General features: G+C 37.4%; 14 protein-coding genes. 13 read left to right on the top strand and 1 reads right to left on the bottom strand.

Features of this window, described 5'->3' with window-relative positions:
* The first annotated feature begins 43 nt into the window (after positions 1-43).
* Positions 44-2,065: a CHU_0125 family OmpA-like outer membrane integrity protein gene (locus AAOP42_RS04750; RefSeq protein WP_349527316.1), complete on the top strand. Its 2,022-nt coding sequence runs from the start codon at positions 44-46 to the stop codon at positions 2,063-2,065.
* 1 nt (position 2,066) lies between these two features.
* Here AAOP42_RS04750 and AAOP42_RS04745 read toward each other — a convergent pair whose 3' ends face one another.
* The gene (locus AAOP42_RS04745; protein ID WP_349527315.1) at positions 2,067-2,561 is read right to left on the bottom strand and encodes a DUF6702 family protein; all 495 of its coding nucleotides are present in this window, start codon (positions 2,559-2,561) and stop codon (positions 2,067-2,069) included.
* A 108-nt stretch (positions 2,562-2,669) separates the two neighbouring features.
* Between AAOP42_RS04745 and AAOP42_RS04740 the strand changes: the two genes are divergently transcribed.
* From AAOP42_RS04740 to AAOP42_RS04685, 12 genes are all read left to right on the top strand, one after another.
* Positions 2,670-3,512, top strand: coding sequence for a mechanosensitive ion channel family protein (locus tag AAOP42_RS04740; RefSeq protein ID WP_349527314.1), 843 nt, complete (start codon positions 2,670-2,672; stop codon positions 3,510-3,512).
* Between the two features lie 3 nt (positions 3,513-3,515).
* The gene (locus AAOP42_RS04735; protein ID WP_349527313.1) at positions 3,516-4,100 is read left to right on the top strand and encodes a HupE/UreJ family protein; all 585 of its coding nucleotides are present in this window, start codon (positions 3,516-3,518) and stop codon (positions 4,098-4,100) included.
* 104 nt (positions 4,101-4,204) lie between these two features.
* Positions 4,205-6,415, top strand: a complete 2,211-nt coding sequence (locus AAOP42_RS04730) for a M1 family metallopeptidase (protein ID WP_349527312.1) — start codon at positions 4,205-4,207, stop codon at positions 6,413-6,415.
* Between the two features lie 165 nt (positions 6,416-6,580).
* A complete protein-coding gene (locus AAOP42_RS04725; protein WP_349527311.1) occupies positions 6,581-7,426 on the top strand; it encodes a bifunctional helix-turn-helix domain-containing protein/methylated-DNA--[protein]-cysteine S-methyltransferase in 846 nt (281 codons plus the stop codon).
* Between the two features lie 286 nt (positions 7,427-7,712).
* Entirely contained in the window at positions 7,713-8,300 is a 588-nt protein-coding gene (locus AAOP42_RS04720; RefSeq protein WP_349527310.1) for an RNA polymerase sigma factor, read from the top strand.
* A gap of 90 nt (positions 8,301-8,390) precedes the next feature.
* Positions 8,391-9,428 carry a FecR family protein gene (locus tag AAOP42_RS04715; RefSeq protein WP_349527309.1) on the top strand — a complete coding sequence of 346 codons (1,038 nt, stop codon included), beginning with the start codon at positions 8,391-8,393 and terminating at the stop codon, positions 9,426-9,428.
* A gap of 152 nt (positions 9,429-9,580) precedes the next feature.
* Complete coding sequence (locus AAOP42_RS04710; protein WP_349527308.1) at positions 9,581-12,985, top strand: SusC/RagA family TonB-linked outer membrane protein; 3,405 nt, start codon at positions 9,581-9,583, stop codon at positions 12,983-12,985.
* 22 nt (positions 12,986-13,007) lie between these two features.
* Positions 13,008-14,576 carry a RagB/SusD family nutrient uptake outer membrane protein gene (locus AAOP42_RS04705; RefSeq protein WP_349527307.1) on the top strand — a complete coding sequence of 523 codons (1,569 nt, stop codon included), beginning with the start codon at positions 13,008-13,010 and terminating at the stop codon, positions 14,574-14,576.
* Between the two features lie 476 nt (positions 14,577-15,052).
* Positions 15,053-15,208, top strand: a complete 156-nt coding sequence (locus AAOP42_RS04700) for a sialate O-acetylesterase (RefSeq protein WP_349527306.1) — start codon at positions 15,053-15,055, stop codon at positions 15,206-15,208.
* A 152-nt stretch (positions 15,209-15,360) separates the two neighbouring features.
* A complete protein-coding gene (locus AAOP42_RS04695; protein WP_349527305.1) occupies positions 15,361-15,987 on the top strand; it encodes an RNA polymerase sigma factor in 627 nt (208 codons plus the stop codon).
* A 293-nt stretch (positions 15,988-16,280) separates the two neighbouring features.
* Complete coding sequence (locus AAOP42_RS04690) at positions 16,281-17,309, top strand: FecR family protein (RefSeq protein WP_349527304.1); 1,029 nt, start codon at positions 16,281-16,283, stop codon at positions 17,307-17,309.
* A 236-nt stretch (positions 17,310-17,545) separates the two neighbouring features.
* A complete protein-coding gene (locus AAOP42_RS04685) occupies positions 17,546-20,890 on the top strand; it encodes a SusC/RagA family TonB-linked outer membrane protein (protein WP_349527303.1) in 3,345 nt (1,114 codons plus the stop codon).
* Positions 20,891-20,892: the final 2 nt, after the last annotated feature.

The raw sequence follows: 20,892 nt of genomic DNA, 5'->3' as shown, positions 1-20,892 counted from the left end.
GATCAGAAATGATTCTTGTACATTTTATATCGGTTGAGAGAATATGAATAAAGCTTTGATTTTGATTTTTGTGGTCGTTTTGGGCTCTTGTAGTTCTATGAAAAAGGCTGAAAAAAGTTTTTTGAATGGAGAATACAATTCGGCTATTCTTATGTATCAAAAATCATTGAAACCCAATGATCCGGTATCAAATTTCAAACTTGCTGAGGCCTATAGAAAGTCCAACAGACTACATGAAGCTGAACCATTTTACAGGGCATCTTTAAATGCAGGTATTGATGACGAGTCTGCCAATTATTATTATGCATCTTCTCTAAAAGCAAATCAAAAATATGATGAGGCTAAAAAAGTATTGGAAGATTATTTGAACAAAGGGCAAGAAGAAGAAGTTGTTGCACTGGCTCAAAAGGAGTTGTCAAATATTGAAGGGCTTACTACGGTAAAAGAAAAGGTTAATTATTTTAGAGTGAAGAACCTGGAGGAGATCAACACACCAAGTGCAGAGTATTCTCCGGTATATAATAACGGATTTCTTTATTTTACTTCTAATAGAGACGGTGGTAAAATTTATAAAACTACTGGTACTCCTTTTACTGATATTTATAAAATAAAGACAAAGGGTGCAAAAGTTGACCTTAATACGCTCACCCCTTTACCGGAAATCATCAACGACCCTAATATAAATGAAGGTTCCATTGCTATATCACAGGATGGTTCGTCAGTTATATACGCTAAAGGAAACAATGGAAAATACAGTGGTACCAATGAAGTAGATCTTTATTTTACCAGAGTAAGGAACGGAAGATGGACAAAGCCCAGGATTATCAATGCCAGTCGGCGTGATTCATGGGATTCTTCACCAGCTTTGAGTTCTGACGGAAAGACATTGTATTTTGCATCCAATCGAGAGGGAGGTTTTGGTGGTATAGATCTTTATACTGCAAAATTGAATAGAAGAGGAAGATGGGTTGATGTGAGAAATCTTGGAGATAAGATAAACACACCTGGGAATGAGGTATTCCCTTTTATTGCAGAAGACGGCCAGTTGTATTTTTCTTCTGATGGACATCCGGGGATGGGTGGAGCTGATATTTTTATTTCACGCAGGGAAAACGGAGAAATTATTGTGGAAAATGCAGGAGAGCCCATAAACTCCCCTAAAGACGATTTTGGTATCTATTTGTTCAATGAAACACGGGGTTTTTTTACTTCCAACCGAGATGGTGGCAAAGGAGATGATGACATTTATACTTTTGTTAATGATGACCCAAATCTTAAAATCGTAAATTATTTTCTGTCAGGAACTACTCAGACTCCCGATCTGGAAACCGGAGAGTTGAAACCTCTGGCAAACACAAAGGTTTATTTGTTGGACGAGGACGGGCAGATTATTGATGAAGATTACACACAAGTTGATGGCAAGTATAATTTCAGGGTTTATTCGGAAGAAAATTATGACTTATTAGCAGAAAAGGAGAATTATTTCACCACCAGAAAGCCGTTTTCTACTGTTGGCAAATCTGTGGATAGAACCAAGCTGGAAAATACGGTGACCAATGTGAATTTCACCATGGATTTGCCTTTGGATCAAATCATAATCGAAAAACCAATATTGGTGGAAAATATCTATTATGATTTAGATAAATCGGATATCCGGCCAGATGCAGCACTTGAGTTGGATAAGTTAGTAGTCATGATGAAGGACAATCCTGAGATTACTATAGAGCTGAGTTCACATACGGATGCCCGGGCCGATGACAATTACAATATGAGCCTTTCTCAGAGAAGAGCCAAATCAGCTGTTGATTATATAGTTTCTAAGGGAGTGGACTACAATAGGCTTATTCCAAAAGGGTACGGAGAAACTCACCTGAAAATCAAAGAAGCTCAAACTGAAGAGGAGCATCAAATTAATCGTAGGACTGAATTTAAGGTGACAAAATACAAGAAGAAAAAACAAGAGAAAGAGGAAGTACTGTTAGAAGAAGGTCAGGTGACTACAGAAGTGATCCAGGAGGAAGATGACGATACTGATCGTTATTTTACTGATGAGGATGAAAACTGAGTTATTCGAAATCTATCGTAAAATCTGTGTTGTTCTTCGAGAATTTTGTTGATGTGGTTTTTTCACCTTTATATATGTGAACCATATTCATCTGATCGTCAAACTTATCCATAAATATTTGGTTCACAATATATAAGGAGTTCAGCTTTTTTACTCCGGTTAATTCAATATAGCAATACATTACATCTCCGTCGGGTTCTGATCCCAAAAAAGAAAGGTTTGTTTCTTTTCCGTTTACATTAACAGAAAATTTTTCAAGCATGTATTTACCCAGTATTTTTTGAAAATCACTTTCAACTTTTGGATTTATCACATCTATACTTTGATCACCTGACCAGGACTTTAGTGTTGTTTCCAGATCGTCCAGAAATACACGGTGTGTGATTTCAAGTGATTTTCTTTCTTCATCATATTCTATTTCGCATACAGATATATGAAAAGCATGGGCTAATGCACCGCTTAAATAAAAGAATAAAGGGATTATATAATTCACCACGATTCAGACTGTTTATTGGTATTAAGTTTGCCTTATCAATAATGAATCCAAAATTAGATATAATTTTAACTAATTGAATTAGTATTAGAATACATCTGCAATAAAACCATGACACTTAAGGAAATATTGAGCTATACATTTGTTGAATCTGAACACTTTAAAATAAGTGTCTATAGTGTCATGATCAGTATGTTGATTGTCCTTGCTACATTGGTGGTATTGTGGGTGATTAAACGAGTCTTTCAAAGACTTGTGGACAAGAATAAACTTGATAAAAGTGCCAGTTGGTCTGTTTTTCAAATAATCAAATATTTTATATGGGTGTTGGTGTGTGTCTTGATATTGGAAAGTCTGGGCATGCAAATATCTATATTGCTGGCCAGTATCGCAGCATTGCTGGTAGGTGTTGGTCTTGGTTTGCAACAGTTATTTAACGACTTAGCTTCCGGGCTTATTTTGTTGATAGAGAGAACGTTGAAGATTGATGATGTAATCCAGTTGGAAGATGGAGAAATAGGAAAGGTAACTCATATTGGTTTGAGGACATCTGAGATAAAAACCAGAGATGATATTTTCATGATTGTTCCAAATTCCAAGTTTGTCAATGACAAAATCATCAATTGGAGTCATAATGATGAACATACAAGATTTCATGTGAATGTAGGTGTAGCGTATGGAAGTGATCCGAATATGGTAAGAGACATTCTGACTAAATGTGTTCATTCTCATGGGGAAGTATCTAAAAAACCAGAGCCATTCATTCGATTCAATGATTTCGGAGAATCTTCTCTTGATTTCCAAATTTTCTTTTGGGTCGAACATTCGTTTACCGTAGAGAGAATTAAAAGTGACCTGCGATATATGATATTTGAGGAGTTCAATAAAAACGGTATTGAAATACCATTTCCTCAAAGAGACCTTCATATTATAGAAAAGAAAAAAATAATTTAATTTATGTCAGACTTTGAATTGTATTTCCAGCTAGGTAGAGAGCATATTCTCGATATACAAGGTTATGACCATATATTGTTTGTGGTGGCTTTGTGTGCTCTTTATCAAATGTATGAATGGAAAAAAGTATTGGTATTAGTTACTGCATTTACGGTAGGGCATTCTCTTACACTTGCACTTGCGGTTTTGGATATTATAGTGGTCAACAAGTCACTCATTGAGTTTCTAATACCTGTTACGATATTCATCACAGCTGTCACTAATATTACGAAAGGAAATCAGTTATCAAATGATAAAAATGGTAATTTAAATTATTTCTTTGCGCTTGCTTTTGGGCTTATCCATGGAATGGGCTTTTCTAATTACCTGAAAAGCATGCTGGGTAAAAATTCTGATTTGCTTACGCAGCTATTTGCTTTCAATCTTGGACTTGAATTGGGACAAATTATCATTGTGTTGGTTACTTTGTTTCTGGCATTTGTTGTTACAGGTGTGCTGGGAAGAAACCGAAGGGATTGGAATATGGTGGTATCCTCAGCTGTGGCTGGTGTAGCAATCATTCTGATGATCGAAACCAGGTTTTGGTAAGGGATACTATAAGATAATAAAGAAAAAATGTAAACTAAGAAAAATCATAACGATACAACTGAAGAGAGTTGGTGTTTTGGTTTTAAATTTTAAAATTGATTTAAGTGAAAAAGTTATTGATTATCGTGGTGCTGGGACTTCCATATTTGGGAAATGCACAAGAAAAATGGGGGCAAAAATTTGAACAGTTGGAAACTATTTTGCCAACTCCTAATACTTACAGAACAGCATCGGGAGCTCCTGGAAAAGACTATTGGCAGCAGAAAGCCGACTATGTAATAGAAGCAAGTTTGAATGACAACAACCAGTCTATTACAGGAGTAGAAACCATCACCTACTTTAATAATTCTCCTGATGATTTGGATTATCTCTGGTTACAGCTCGATCAAAATAAGAGAGCATCTGGATCAGATGCTGATATGACGGAAACAAGAAGCATGCAGGAAAAAGTAAGCGGTATGGGACTTCAGAGCATTACCAAAGAATTTGATTTTGAAGGTGGTTTCAATATTACATCAGTGACTACAGCAGATGGAAAAACACTTTCAAAAACGATCAATAAAACTATGATGAGGGTTGATTTGCCTGCCTCACTGAAGTCAGGAGAAAGCTTTTCTTTCAAAATAGCATGGAATTTTAATATTCAGGATAGAATGACACTGGGAGGCAGATCAGGCTATGAATATTTTCCAAAAGATGATAATTATTTATATGCTATTGCGCAGTGGTTTCCGAGAATGGCTCCTTATGACGATTTGGAAGGCTGGCAAAATAAGCAGTTTTTAGGAACAGGTGAATTTGCTTTGGAATTTGGTGATTATAAGGTGAAACTGACTGTGCCTGAAGCTTTTATGGTAGGAGCGACCGGCTGGTTACAAAATCCAAAAGAAGTATTGTCAGCACAGGAAATTGAAAGATTTGAATTGGCTAAAAAAACATTTGATAAACCCGTTTTGATCAGAACGCAGGAGGAAGCCATTTTCAACGAGAAAAATAAAAGTACCAAAACTAAAACCTGGGAATTTCATGCGGACAATGTAAGAGACTTTGCTTTTGCATGCTCCAGAAAATTTATATGGGATGCACAAGCAGTGCAATTGAGCACAAAAACACCTTTGGCTATGTCGTATTATCCCAAAGAAGGAAACCCACTGTGGGAAAAAGAATCTACGAAAGCTGTAGCAAACACTTTGTTGGGTTATTCACACTTTACGATTGATTACCCGTATCCAGTAGCTATTTCAGTGCATACTGCTTCTATAGGTATGGAATATCCTATGATCTGTTTCAACTATGGCAGGCCGAATGACGAAGGAGTATATTCGGATGCTACAAAGTGGGGTATGATTGGCGTAATTATCCATGAAGTAGGGCACAACTACTTTCCGATGATTATCAATTCTGATGAGAGACAATGGACCTGGATGGATGAGGGGCTTGATACTTTTGTGCAGTCATTGACAGAAACAAGATATTATCCCGAAAAACCAAAATCACGGGGCAGAGCAGATTTGATTGTAAACTACATGAAGGGAAATCCTGAGGGAATGAGGCCTATTATGACTAACTCGGAGCAAGTGTTGCAATTGGGTAACAATGCGTATGGCAAGCCTGCGGCAGCATTGAATATACTGAGAGAGACCATTATGGGACCTGAACTTTTTGATTACGCATTTAAAACTTATGCAGAAAGATGGGCCTTTAAAAGGCCAAGCCCAGGAGATTTTTTCAGGACAATGGAAGATGCTTCAGCAGTAGATTTGGACTGGTTTTGGAGAGGTTGGTTTTATACCACTGACAATGTGGATATTGCACTTGATAAGGTGAAATGGTATAAAATGGACATTCCGGATAGCCAATTGGAAAACAAACCCAAAAGATCAAGAAATGCCCGGGTATCGTCCGGTGAATCTCAAGTGGATGAAAACTCATTCGGAGATGAAGCTCAAAAGTTTACTTTTAAAAATACTTCCAATTCAGAATACAGGGAGTTTAGAAACAAACTTGATGATGATCAAATTAAGCTGGCGAACGCTGACCGTAATTTTTATGAGTTGACTTTCAAAAACAACGGAGGATTGGTTATGCCGATCATCATTGAATGGACATTTGAAGATGGCACTACCGAAAGAGAATTTATTCCTGCAGAAGTTTGGAGAAGAAACGAACAGCAAGTGACCAAGGTCTTTGCCAAAGAAAAAGAAGTGGTAAATATTGTGATTGATCCGGACAAGGAGACAGCTGATGTCAATCTGGAGGACAATGTGTTTCCGAGAGTTAAAAAGAAATCAAAATTTGACAGCTATAGAGAATAACAAGTTCACTTTGGTTGAGTTGTCTCAAAAATAGTGGAAAAAGCCTGCTCTCTTCTGGTAAGAGAGCAGGCTTTTTCTTGCTCATATCTATGTGCAAAACATTTCGCAAGTTTCGGGTTTTATTAGCTTTGACACAGGTATAATTTTGTATGAAATTGGAAAATAATGAGTACACAGGAAGACATCAATTACCACCGGATCGCTGAGGCAATCAACTATATCAGGCTAAACCATACCAGGCAACCCTCGCTTGACGAAATAGCAGAAAGCGTTCATTTAAGTCCCTTCCATTTTCAGAGGTTGTTCACCGACTGGGCAGGTGTAAGCCCTAAAAAATTCCTCCAATACATCAGTGTTCAGCATGCTAAACGAATACTTAACAATACCCAGACCAGCTTATTTGATGCTGCTTATGAAACCGGGCTTTCTGGCACAGGCAGGTTGCACGATCTGTTTGTGAACATCGAAGGGATGACTCCTGGAGAATACAAAAATAAAGGAGAAAACCTTTCTATTAACTTCAGTTACAATACAAGTTTGTTTGGCAATATACTGATCGCTACTACCCACAAAGGTGTTTGCCAAATTAGTTTTGCAGACGACAAGAAAATTGCTTTTTTAGAATTGAAACAGAGGTTTTCAAATGCAATTTTTCAGGAAAGAACAGATCAAATTCAACAAAGTGCCCTGCAAATATTCTCCCAAGATTGGAATACAATTGGGCAAGTAAAATTGCATTTGAAAGGAACAGACTTTCAGCTTAAAGTTTGGGAAGCCTTATTGAAAATCCCGATGGGAAAGTTGGTCACTTACGGCCATATTGCCAAAGAAATAGAAAAGCCTGCTGCTTCAAGAGCTGTAGGAACAGCAATAGGCAGCAATCCGGTTGCATTTTTAATTCCATGTCATCGGGTGATACAATCAACAGGTATCTTTGGTGGCTATATGTGGGGAACAACACGCAAAACTGCCATTATAGGGTGGGAATCTTCTAAAACTAATACATATTAAATATTCCAAAATGACTTTGGATAAACAATTCTTTTTGAAGTAAAAAAGCAATTTAGTTACTGATTCTTTTTATCTAACACTATTCCGGAACGAGGCACTTCGTTATTATTTAGCCTCATTAGTAAAAAAACTTTTTTCTTGCCTGATAACGGGTAATGAGGTTTTCTGTGTATTAAATAATGGGTCTTCATTGTGATGAAATTCTAAGGGTTTGTTGAAAGGGTGAAAGAATTTGATAACTATACTATGAATATCTTTTGGGTAAAATAAACTTTTACAATTGAAAATGCAGTTTCAAGACAAGGTAGATAATGAGTTGGTTGCTCAGATAAGAAAAGGAAATCTTGGCGCATTCAGGGCTTTGTACGATGCATATTATCCGAAAATATTAAACTTCTCCCAGACCTACACATATTCCACAGAAGATGCCGAAGAAGTCGTTCAGGATACGTTTTTAAAAATATGGGAAAACAGACAAAAACTGGATGAGAGTATTTCAGTCAATGGGTATATTTTCCGAATTGCTAAAAACCTGACGTTAAACAAACTCAGAAAAAAGGTAATGGAACCTTCCTGTTTTTTTCCTGTCGAAGATAACAGTGCCGTGCGAAATCAAACCGAAGAAGACATAATGCTCGGTGAAATGCAGCAACTTCTTATAAAGGCCATCGAAGCTTTACCACCCAAAAGACAACAAATATTTCGCCTTAGCAGGATAGACGGATTGGCTAATAAGGAAATAGCAAAAAAACTCAAAATCTCAGAAAATACAGTAGAGGGGCAAATGCGCAAATCTATCAAATACCTTAGAAGTTATATTGAGTTTACCACACTGACTGTGGCGTGTTGTTTATGTGAAATATTTTCGGTTTGAGAGAAAAATTTCCTGGTTACAATAACGGTTACCTGAAATTCCTGTGTATTTAATAATGAAGAGCCTCCAAAGGCTAAAAATATAAAAGATATGAACAAGCAATTGCTTCGGAAATTTATCAACAGGCAATGTACTCCCGATGAGATGAGGTTCGTACAAGACTGGTTGGTAAGCACTGGTAATGACGAGGAGGTTACAGCACTGCTTAAAGCCAGCTGGGAACATAAAAGTAAAGGTACTGAACTAGACAGCCAAAGAAAGGAAGAAGTCTATCAACAGCTGATGACTAAAATGCAGGTTCGTAAACAAGAATCATCATTCTATGATTATGCTGTCAGGGAAGAACAATCCGAAAGGGCTGTGTCATTTTACCGAAAACATTGGTGGAAGCTGGCTGGTGTTCTTTTATTGGTGACAGGATTATTTGCAACTAATCGATATTGGCCTGATGAAAACATTGAAAAAAAAGCAATAGTTACCATTCAGAAAGTCAATTCAAAGGGGCAGAAATCTACAATCACGTTAAAAGATGGGTCGAAAGTTTACCTCAATTCTGAGAGTTCCATCAAATATTTGGAAAATTATGGACAGAAAACGAGAAGCATTGAATTGACGGGGGAAGCATTTTTCGAAGTAGTAAAAGATCCGTTACGGCCATTTATTGTAAAATCAGGTAAAATCACTACTACAGCATTGGGTACTTCATTTAATGTAAGGGCTTTTCAAGATGAACCCTCTATCAGTGTGTCATTAGCAACAGGGAGTGTCAAAGTAGAAAGTGATTTTCAGTTTCCAGAAAGCGAAAAGGATTTCATATTAAATCCCGGAGAAGAGGCCGTCGTTGATGACCATCAATTTATCAGGCAAAACTTTGATGCCCGAAAAGTACTGTCGTGGAAAGAGGGGGTGATTTATTTTGATGATACCAAGCTGTTCGAAACTCTGAAAGAGCTGGAAAGATGGTATGATGTAACCTTTAAGGTAAAAAATCTACAGTCAGATGAAGACATTCGGGGAACAGGTAGTTTTAAAAATCAAAGCCTGGAAAATGTTTTACAGATTCTGGGGCACTCGATGAAATTCGAATTTGAAATAAAGGAAAGGGAAGTAACACTAAACTTTAAATGATGAGAAAAATAAAAGTCAATTCCAGTTAAAAAAAAGAACCCCGAATGAACACACCCGGGGCAATTTTTATTTCCTGAATGTAACACCGACTAAAATGATCATTCAGGAAAATGATTGCAAAACTTAAGTTTCACAATTAACTATTCAAATGTATGAAATTTCAACTATTACGGATAATAATTATGACCATAAAATATTTGGCTTATGGTTCAGTTCTCCAGATAATGTGCATGAGCCTTTTGTTTGCTTATAGCACCAACGCCCAATATTCAAGTGTGAAGGAGACACATTTAAACACTTCTTTCAGAGATAAAACACTACAGGAAACCTTTGATCTGATAGAATTGAATACCGATTTTGCTTTTTATTACAACAAGAAAGATTTGGATAAAAAAATAAGATTGAATATTCCGAAAGGTAAAGTAAACTCTGTAGCGGATGTATTGTTTGAAATATCCAAAAAAGCAAAGCTTAAATTCAGGCAGGTAAACAATAACATATCGGTAACTAAAATTGACTCAAACTTGGATTTGCCTGATGAAAAAGCCCTTGAAGTTGTTTTCTTAGCGGATGTTGATATCTCTGGAAAAATCACCGACGAAAATGGTCAGGGCCTCCCTGGTGCTTCTGTGGTAGTTAAAGGCACCACTACAGGTACTACTTCTGACCTGGATGGCAATTATAAAATATCGGTGGTGGAGCAATCTATTATTACGATTTCCTATGTGGGATACCTGACTCAGGATGTCGTTGTGGGAAACCAAAGTGTGATTGACATACAAATGAAAGTCGATGCAAATCAATTGGAAGAGATAGTAGTTGTTGGGTATGGTACTTCCAAAAAGAGTGAAATTACCGGGTCTGTCGGAATTGTAACAAGAGAGGATTTATCCTCACAGCCAAGTGTTAATCCATTACAGAACCTAAGAGGTAAAATAGCGGGAGTTACCGTATTTACAAATTCAGGTGAGCCGGGTGGAAATAATCGTGTTCTTATACGTGGAATGGGAACGATTAATGCCTCCAGTGCTCCTCTGTATGTCGTGGATGGAATGCAAGTGGATAATATTGATTATTTGAATCCTAGTGATATTGAGAGCATGGAGGTACTAAAGGATGCTTCTTCTGCGGCTATTTATGGTGCACGGGGTGCAAATGGTGTTGTATTGATTACAACACAAGGAGGATTGGATAAAAAGGGTATTGCCGTTGAATATAAATTTAATCTCAGTTTTGGTACCCTGGCTAAAAAAAAGAACTCTTTATATGATGCCCTGAATGCTTCGGAATTTATGGAGGTGCAAAGAATCGCTTTTGAAAATGCCACATATTATAATGATTATGCACCTGGCGATGAGCCGAAACTGGTATTGGATAACGATCTTCTTTTTGATAATGCGGGCAATCCAATATATGATACCAATTGGGAGAAAGAAGTTACAAGAACAGCTATTTCACAAGATCATCATTTGAGCATTCGATCTGCAGGGGAAAATTCTTCAACAGGTATATTTTTAAACTATACTGAACAACAAGGAGTTATACTAACCTCGGAATTGAAAAGAATGGATGTGAAATTATCCAATGATGCGACATTGTCTAAATGGCTATCTGTTGGGTCTATTTTTCGATTAAATCATATTTGGGAAAGCAAACCCCAGGTAGAAGGTAGCGGAGTGGATGCAATAGCCAGAGGCCTTATAGAAATGCCGTCAATTTATCCGATAAGGTGGCCCGATGGGACTTACGCAGATTCAAGAACGACTGAAGGGACAACTCTTAATTTCTTCGGTTATCCTAATCCTGTCTCTATTCTTAATGAGGTCGAAAATTTGTTTGATAGAACCAATATCCAAGGAAATGTTTTTGTCGATGTGCGTATTACTCCCGACATTACTTTTAGGTCTCAGGTAGGGATACTCAATAGGTTAGTTAAAAATCGTTATTATGCTTCTGGAAGTATTCTTGGGCCAGGAAATCCGAATGGATTAGCCAAAATAGGGAATAATGACTCACGATTTTGGCAAAATGAGAATTTTCTTACCTATGACAAGACGTTTGGGGCGAGCCATTTGAAGGCTGTTTTGGGAGCCAGTTGGCAAGGATCTACTTTTGACGAGAGTACTATTACTGTCAGTGGGTTTACTAATGACTTTTTTAAATACAATAATGTAGGCGTTGCGGAAATCCCAAGCCCCCCTTCTTCTAACTATACAGATTGGGCTATGAATTCTTATTTCTTTCGTGGCAACTATACATTTAAAGACAAATATACTGCTACTCTAACGGGTCGTGTAGATGGATCATCCCGATTTGGAAACAATAACAAATATGCTTTCTTTCCTTCAGGTGGAATTTCATGGTCTGTTTCCGAAGAAGATTTTATGACAGATGTGAATTTTATCAACATGTTAAGATTACGAGCATCTTATGGATTTACCGGGAATAGTGAAATCGGATCATATTCTTCATTGGCAACTGTCAGTTCTGGCACAAACATGATTGGAGGGGCATTGAGGTCTACTAGCAGGATAACACGCCTGGCAAATCCCGACCTCCAATGGGAAAAAAGTAGCCAGCTTAATTTAGGTTTTAACCTTCGTGCTTTTAACAATATACTGTCAATTGAGGCGGATTATTATTATAAATTGACAACCAATCTATTGCTTGATCGTCCCGTACCATCAACAAGTGGTTTTACTTCTATTACTGACAACATTGGATCTCTTTCGAACAGAGGAATCGATTTGTTGATTTCAACAACGAATATAGAATCCGATAAATTTTCATGGAACACCTCTCTTTCATTGAATTACAATAAAAATAAGGTTGAGGCTTTAGGTGAAAATGACGAGGATATCTTCCCTGGTCCTAATTGGGTCGGTGGTAGTCAAACGATCTTAAGGGTGGGAGAGCCAGTTAGTTCATTTTGGGGGCAGGTCAGGTTAGGCACTTATGGAACTGACGAAGTTGCTGCTGCTACTGAAGCGGGGAAATTACCTGGTATGGTAAAACGCAGTGAAGAAAAACAAATTATAGGCAGTGGGCTTCCTGATTATAGAGGAAGTTTTATTAATAGATTTAATTTCGGCCGATTCGATGCAATCGTCGATATGCAATTTTCTTTAGGAGCAGAGATTTTACAGCAGTTCGTTACAACAGCTGAAGACCGTCAAGGTCAGATAAGTGCTTTTAAAACAGTGCTTTACAATTCATGGACACCTGACAATCAGAATACTCCTATTACTCGCATACGTCATTCTGGCTTTTCGGGCCAGGATCTCGCAGTTGATAGCCATTGGGTGGCCAATGGGTCTTATATCAGGGGCAATCTAATTTCTTTTGGCTATAACTTTAATAATGAGAAGCTCAGGGTTAGAAATTTGAGAGTGTACGCTAGCATTGAGAATGCTTTTATCATCTATTCAGATGATTTTAAAGGTTATGATCCTGAGTCCAATGGTCAGTGGGACGATTCTAATTTTGGTCAGAATATATTCTTTTATTCATACCCAAAAGCAAGAACGTTTAGTCTGGGGCTAAATGTTCAATTTTAGACAAAAAATTAAATATATTATCATGAAAAAAATATTAAAAACAGTAATGTCAGTTGTTTTTCTTCTGACTGTTTTTTCTTGCAATGAGTTTCTTGAAGAAGCACCTAAAAACCAAGTTGCTGTCAATCAATTTTTTAATGAACCCGATGATGTACGAGGTGTTGTAAACTCGCTTTACGGGATAGGTGTGATAGCAAGATACGTTAGTGGTGATTTTCAGATCAATGCAATGATAGGTGGATATATGTCTGGCCTTTTTGAAAATGAACGCACTGAACGCCCCGGGCCTTTTGAAGCTAATCATTTAACACTTGGCCCTGATAATTTGGATGAATACCTGTTTTTCTACTGGAGAGATGCGTATGATGCCATTGCAAAGGCTAATGTTGCCTTAAAATATATTCCTGAAGTGGAAGCCCTTTCACAATCAGAGGCAAATAGATTGCTGGCGGAAGCAAAATTTTTCAGGGCGTTCAATTATTTTGCTTTAGTTAGAGATTTTGGCGATGTACCGCTTGTAGTGGAGCCTTTTGAAAGTCTGGAAAATATCTATGTGAATCGCACTGAGGCAGAATCCGTGTATGATCTGATTATAGAGGACCTTGAATGGGCATTGGAAAATGGGGGCTTGCCAGATGTCTTGTTTTCAATGAACGGGTATAGGATAACCAGAGGTGCTGTGGCCGCTACCCTTGCAAATGTTCAACTCCAAAAAGCTGGATTTCCGCTTGAGGGAGGTACAGAGAGTTATGGTAAAGCGGCTGATGCAGCACGGATTATTATCAATAGTAATCAATACGGTCTTATTGAAAATGGCAATACCGTGGAAGAAAGTGCATTTAGCAAGATGCGTACTTCTGAGGTCGAGAGTGAGTATATTTTTTCAGTGGAGGCCGATGAACTATTAAAACCCATTAGTTACCCACAGCTTTCAATACCTAAATCTGCCGGTGTTCCTGGGATTTTGGGAGATGTATGGATTGTTTACCGTCCACTTGATGAATTTTTAAAGGTCTATGACCCGAGTGTGGATATTAGGGGGCAGAACCGCCAAATATGGTATAATTCGATTGACCGAAATGGGGTTACTTACGATTTTAATGGCCTATGGGCACCTTATAAATGGTACAATGAAGAAGCGTTGTTCGAAACAGCAAGGGGGGCAAAGGACATAGAAATAAATGTTTATTCAGAAATACTATTAATTGCTGCTGAGGCAATAGCACAGACAGAGGGAGTTACCAGCGAGGCAGTCCAATACTTGGCCGATGTTAGAAGTAGGGGTTACTGGCAAACGGATAGGAGCCAAATTGAATCTGAATTAGCTGGTTTATCAAAAGCACAGTTTGTACAGGAAGTATGGAAAGAAAGGTTACGAGAGTTGCCCTTAATTTTTAAAACCTGGTCTGATATTCAAAGAACACGATTATTTCCTGTAACAGAAGCCTCCAATCCGGGAGAAGTAACTTTTGTAGAAGTTATCGGACATACCAATCCATTTGGTGCTACCTACCAAGAGAAGCACATGCTACTACCATTGGCAACCAGAGTTAGAGATAGAAATCCAGAGTTGACTTCAAATGGATATTAGTTTTTAGGCTGATTTAATTAAAAAAAAGGTACTTACTGAGGGGAAGTACTGAGATATACGAGATATGTTTTGACCACAGACTCATTTACAACTAAAAGTAAATGAGTCTGTGGTTTATTAAATAGAATTTTATAGTGCCTGAAACAAACGACCTTCAACAGAATAGTCACATTAAAAAGTGCTAAATTGGCTGTGAACAATTCCAAGTCCTTTTATGTCAGTAAGAAGTAAATGCCAAGGTATTTAATCGAAAGGATGAATCAGGGATATTCACTACCATGTCAGCATAAAGCATTTACAAGGTTATCTTAATAAATATTGGCTGTATCAAAAGATATCAGGTTTAATAATCTGGCCAACAGAATGATCATTCACAAACCTGTGAATTACAAATTATTAACTTCTTAGTAAACCCTGGATGGTCAATTCTAACACTTTATTCATACTTGTGTATGATTTGGGTAAGGAATGGATTCATGATAATATTCATAGAGGAGTCAAACTTCAAGCAACGACAACCATCTTTGAAAGATGGAATATTAAAAGGAATACTCTGGCATCAGGGAGAAGCAGGTGCTCATAGCGAAAACGCTATTCAGGTGTATGAAGATAAATATGAAAACGCTGTTTAATAAGTTTCGGACGGTCACGGGAAATGCATTTTGCCAATACTATTTCAAAACCTCTTCAAAAAAGCATTGTGACTAATTATCATTCCAATCTATAATCATCATTCCCTTTTCAGTTTCGTTGGAAATACCTTTTATTTGCTGGATTAATGTCCATGAGCATAAAAAAGTTGAGTGGTAGTTCTATCGGGGAATTATTGGAAGGCATCAAAATTGGAAACCAAAGTGCTTTCGAACAGCTCTACTATAGATTTTATAAATGGCTTTTGGCCGTATCTTTGGCAATAGCCAGGAATAAGGAAGTGGCTGAAGAGATAGTCGAAGATGTCTTTTTTGAGTTGTGGAACAAAAGAAGGGAATGTGATCAAATAAAGAGTATTGAGTCCTTTTTGTATGTGACGGTAAAGAATAGAACCCTCGATTACTACAGAAAATCTTCCAAAAATCATTTTGTTGAAATAGAAGAACTAAATAATCTGGAAGTAAAGATTTCCCCGGAAGATATTTATCTTTTTGAGGAACTAAGTGGTAGGATTGATATGGCTGTTTCGGATCTTCCGCCAAAATGTGCCGAAATCTTTCGCTTGATCAAATTTGAGGGGCTTTCCCACAAAGAAACAGCAAAGAAACTCGGGATAAGCCCCAAGACAGTTGAAAACCAATTGGGGATAGCTGTCAAAAAAATGGCGTTGATGTTAGAATCTTATTTGAAAGATAACCCCTATCAGAATCAAAAAACTCTTAAAGTCATCATTTTTTTGTGTATGCTTATTTCAGTGTGAAGGTAATGCGTAGTTCACATTGTTATCATTATTTATCAAGGCCACTTCAAAATACTCTTATTTCATTCATTCAATTGGTTTTCTTGTTCAATAAGTGAGTTCACACTCCTATTAAGTTTATTGATGGTTGCAAACAAACCAGAACTATTAAAATAGCTGTTTTAAATCTGGAGATAAAAAAGCTTGTTTAGGCGAACTATTTGAGGCTATAAAAAAATATTTCAATAAATATTAAAATCCTTTGGGGGATTTTTTAATGGATTTCGTCCACCATTTGAAACGCAAGAATTCTAATGGAAAAAGAGGAAATATATAATGTCATTGCCAGAGATTTAGGTGGTTCTCCTGAAAATGATGATTCTAAAGAAATAGCACAATGGACAGAAAGCAAAAAGTCCAATTACCTTATTTTCAAAATAATCAGAAATTATTTTATAGAGCAGCCTTTTGACACTTCTTCTGCAGAATCTTTTGAAAAACTAAAAGCAAGAATCGAAGAAACCGGATCAATGAAAAATAAGGATTTTGGCAAACCACATCACAAAGAATCCAAGGCCATTCATTTACAATCATGGCTTAAGTATGCAGCTATTCTTATTATGGCAGTTGGACTGGCCTGGACAGCCTATCACATACACATAGTAAATCAGCAAGAGACTGACCAACTTCAGATAACGACTGTAGAAAAAAGTAATCCTAACGGAAGAAAAACAACTTTCGAGTTGCCTGATGGGACAAAGGTCAATTTAAATGCTGCAAGTAAATTAAAGTATATAGACGATGTTGAAAATAGTAAGAGAATAGTTCATTTGTCTGGCGAAGCATTTTTTGATGTTGCAGAAGATAAGACAAAACCCTTTTCTGTGGTCACCAAAGGAATCTCAACTACAGCTTTGGGTACATCTTTCAATGTGAAAGCCTATTCAGATGATCCATTGGTAAAAGTGCTTTTGATGACAGGAAAAGTTGGTGTGGAATACTTGTCTGCTAAGGCCAATGGGCTGATTCTTAATCCAGGAATGGGAGCCGAATATGATTCAAACAAAGAAAACCTCATATCGAAAGATTTTGATTTTGAAAAGGAGATGGGGTGGAAGCAGGGAATCATAGTATTGGATAGAGTAGGACTACCAACGGTGGTACAAGAACTGGAAAGGTGGTATGGAGTGAAAATACAAATTCAAAATAAGCAGAAAGCAGGCGATTGGAACTACAGCGGAAGATTTCAAAACGAATCTTTAGAGAATGTACTCTCAACAATGGGTCATGTAAAAGGTTTTAATTATAAAATTGATAATAAAACGATCACTATTATTTTTTAATAAAAAAACTATGCAAATCATGAATAGCACTTAGCACTATAAAAAAAGCCGATAACAAGGTTACCGGCTCAGTTTCTTTCGGGTATGATAAACATTGGGGAATGAGACTCCTACCCAAAAAAAGTTAAAAGATTTTCAACTCTTAACAGTACAAAAATATGAAATTAAAAGCTATACAAACAATTATTATGCTTTCTAAGTACTTTGTCTACGGGGTATTTGTGCAAGTTTTACTAATGAACTTGCTATTGGCATCTAATATAAACGCACAAAAAGCGGTTAGTGTAAAAGAAGTGGACATTGCCATTAAATCGAAAAATTTGAATGTAAAGGATTTATTTAAGACAGTCGAAAAGTTAACTGATTTCAATATTCATTATGATCAGGTCGAATTAGGTAGCAAACTAAAAAAAAATATTTTCATACCGTCTGGAAATATGAAAGTAAGCGACTTGCTAATCGAAATATCCAGACAAGCTGACGTCAAGTTCAGGCAGGTAAACAAGGACGTTAGTGTTGTTAATTTTCGTAAAAACCAAAGTATCGAAGAGGAAGCACTATCTGTCCAACTATTGGAGGATATAGAGATTTCCGGAAAAATTACAGATGAAAATGGCCAAGGCTTGCCCGGGGCTTCTGTAGTTGTAAAAGGAACTTCTTCAGGTACTACCACAGATATTGATGGCAATTATAAATTGACTGTACCGGAACAATCTGTTTTGACTATATCCTTTGTAGGCTATAAGACACAGGAAGTATCTATGGCTGGAAGAAGTGTTATAGACATACAAATGTCGGTAGATGCTGAGCAGTTGGAAGAGGTAGTTGTGATCGGATATGGAACTGTTGAGAAAAAAGATGTTACAGGTTCCGTCGTAAGTTTTGACGAAAAAGCGCTTGACAGGCAGGCTGCCAATAATATCACTGAGTTAATGCGGTCCGCTTTACCAGGGCTTAATGTTGGTTTGAGCACCAACGCAGAAGGAAGCTCTGATATTCTAGTCAGAGGTAGAACCTCATTAGGAGCATCAAACTCTCCTTTAATCGTGGTAGACGATGTTATTTTTCAAGGAGACTTATCAAGCATCAATCCTGCTGATGTAGCCAGTGTCAATGTGTTGAAAGATGCCAGTGCTGCGGCAGTCTATGGATCCAGGGCAGCAGCGGGTGTTGTGATTATTACAACGAAAAAGGGAAGTACCGGAAAACCGACAATTAATATCCGGAGCAATTTTGGTCTGAACCATGCAGGAATCATTGAGGAGAGTTATGGTCCTGATGAATATTTTGACTATAGGGCTGATGTGTATGAGAGGTTAGAACCAGGGCGTCCTGTGGGATACTTTCAAAATCCCGATAACCTGCCAGCAGGAGTTACACTGAATGACTGGCTGGACTATGATGGATTATCGGGCACATCTACTCCAGCAGAAAATATTTGGCTAGGCCGACTACAAGCGGAACAAATTGAGATTGATAACTACAAAGCAGGTAATATGCTTGACTGGGAGGATATCATTTTCCAAACCGGTCTTAGGTCAAACAATACGATAAGCTTATCGGGAAAGACTGATGATTTTTCATACTACACCTCTCTTGGCTATGTCAATAATGAAGGCATTTCTTATTATAGAACATACGAAAGTTTGAGAGGAAGGCTAAATTTTGAGGCCAAGGTTAATAATGCTATCTCTGTAGGGATCAATATGCAGGCAAATAGTGAAAATGATCCTACCAACCTTCCCCCTGATGACGAAAATTTAGATAAACAAAGCCCTTTTGGTTCCCTGTACTACGATGATGGTTCTATAAAACATTTACCTTATGATGAGACTCTGGCAGGTAATCCGCTACTGTATAAGTACAGAGACAATTACAGGAAAAACAGGGAAGTGTTTTCAAATATTTATGCCAAAGTGAATCTTCCTCTGGGTTTTTCCTATCGTGTTAATTGGACCAATAGATTACTTAATACACAGGACTACAGGTTTCAACCTGTAATTATGTCTCTTGGATCTGGAGGAGACAATGGATCCAGAAACGAATACTTAAATCAAAGATGGATGGTGGACAATATCATCAAATGGAATAAAACCATTAGCGATATTCACAATTTTGATTTCACCTTTTTGTATAACGTAGAAGAGGGTAAAACCTGGGAAAGCGAGCAGTCTAACAGCAATTTTTCACCTAATGATAAGCTGAGCTATCACAACTTGACCATAGGTGAGAATCCTGTTATCAGTGCAAATGATACCCGCTACACAGCAGATGCCATGATGGGTCGACTTAACTATGGTTTGATGGATCGCTATTATCTGACCTTGACATTGAGGAGAGACGGCTATTCTGCTTTTGGTAAGTCAAATCCCAGAGCTTATTTCCCTGCAGCATCTTTAGCCTGGAGGATATCAGATGAAGCATTTTTACAAAATTCTGATCTGTTTGATAATCTAAAACTCAGACTGTCCTGGGGTAGAAATGGAAACCGGGAAATCGGAATCTATTCAGCCTTATCAAGGTTACAAGCCGTTTCATACATCTATGATCAATCTTCTGTGTTTGGCGTTCGAGCAAGTGATCTGGCTAATAATGATCTCAAATGGGAATCAACTGAATCCTATAATATAGGGGTTGATTTTGGTATTTTCAACTCGAGAATCAATGGTAGTCTGGATGTTTATAAGTCTATTACTAATGATCTGCTTCTGGAAAGAACTTTGCCTATTCTTACAGGATATAGCTCTGTTTTTGCAAATCTTGGAGAAGTACAAAATCAAGGTTTGGAATTGGTATTAAATAGTGTCAACATAGATCAGGGAAAATTTAGTTGGCGTTCAACACTCTCATTTTGGATGAATCGCAATAAGATCACGCATCTCTATGGGGATATGGTGGATGTGCTGGATGATAATGGTAATGTGATTGGTCAAAGAGAAGAAGATGATATTGCTAATAACTGGTACATAGGTCATGCGGTGGATGAAATCTTCGATTACAATATCATTGGTGTTTGGCAATCAGATGAGGTGGATGAAGCCTTGATCTATGGCCGGGAACCTGGCGATTTTAAGATCCAGGATGTGAACGAAGATGGAGTGATAAATTTTGATGATCAGGTATTTCTTGGATATACAGACCCCAGATACAGAATTAGCCTTCGAAATGATTTCTTTTTAGGGAATTTTGATTTCTCAATCCTGATGAACTCCTTTTTAGACTATAAGGGAAAAAACAATGAGCGATTTAACTACAGAGTGCAACAGCAGAGGCTCAATAAAATCAAAACACCTTATTGGACACCTGATAATCCGACGAATGAATGGGCCCGACTTTCATCAAAGAATTCGAGTCCCGGAACCAATTACTGGTTAAATAAATCTTTTGTTAGGGTTCAGAATATAACAGTTGGGTACACTTTTCCTCAATCCATTTTACAGAAAATTGAAGTTCAAAAACTTCGAATTTATGCCAACATACAGAACCTTCCAGGCTTTTCTGCATGGAAGTACAATTGGGATGTTGAGACGAGTCAACCAACTCCACTTATATACACTTTAGGTATTGATCTTAGTTTTTAACC

The sequence above is a fragment of the Reichenbachiella sp. MALMAid0571 genome (assembly GCF_040151475.1).
Lineage (GTDB): Bacteria > Bacteroidota > Bacteroidia > Cytophagales > Cyclobacteriaceae > CAXBNB01.
The sequence above is the reverse complement of the archived record's forward strand: the minus strand, read 5'-3'. Positions and strand labels throughout refer to the sequence as shown.

Bases quoted from the DNA above. Each gene is read 5' to 3' on its own strand.
- AAOP42_RS04720 (WP_349527310.1), top strand. From the start codon at position 7,713: ATGCAGTTTCAAGACAAGGTAGATAATGAGTTGGTTGCTCAGATAAGA.
- AAOP42_RS04715 (WP_349527309.1), top strand. From the start codon at position 8,391: ATGAACAAGCAATTGCTTCGGAAATTTATCAACAGGCAATGTACTCCC.
- AAOP42_RS04705 (WP_349527307.1), top strand. From the start codon at position 13,008: ATGAAAAAAATATTAAAAACAGTAATGTCAGTTGTTTTTCTTCTGACT.
- AAOP42_RS04750 (WP_349527316.1), top strand. From the start codon at position 44: ATGAATAAAGCTTTGATTTTGATTTTTGTGGTCGTTTTGGGCTCTTGT.
- AAOP42_RS04695 (WP_349527305.1), top strand. From the start codon at position 15,361: ATGAGCATAAAAAAGTTGAGTGGTAGTTCTATCGGGGAATTATTGGAA.
- AAOP42_RS04710 (WP_349527308.1), top strand. From the start codon at position 9,581: ATGAAATTTCAACTATTACGGATAATAATTATGACCATAAAATATTTG.
- AAOP42_RS04700 (WP_349527306.1), top strand. From the start codon at position 15,053: ATGATAATATTCATAGAGGAGTCAAACTTCAAGCAACGACAACCATCT.
- AAOP42_RS04725 (WP_349527311.1), top strand. From the start codon at position 6,581: ATGAGTACACAGGAAGACATCAATTACCACCGGATCGCTGAGGCAATC.
- AAOP42_RS04735 (WP_349527313.1), top strand. From the start codon at position 3,516: ATGTCAGACTTTGAATTGTATTTCCAGCTAGGTAGAGAGCATATTCTC.
- AAOP42_RS04690 (WP_349527304.1), top strand. From the start codon at position 16,281: ATGGAAAAAGAGGAAATATATAATGTCATTGCCAGAGATTTAGGTGGT.
- AAOP42_RS04740 (WP_349527314.1), top strand. From the start codon at position 2,670: ATGACACTTAAGGAAATATTGAGCTATACATTTGTTGAATCTGAACAC.
- AAOP42_RS04685 (WP_349527303.1), top strand. From the start codon at position 17,546: ATGAACTTGCTATTGGCATCTAATATAAACGCACAAAAAGCGGTTAGT.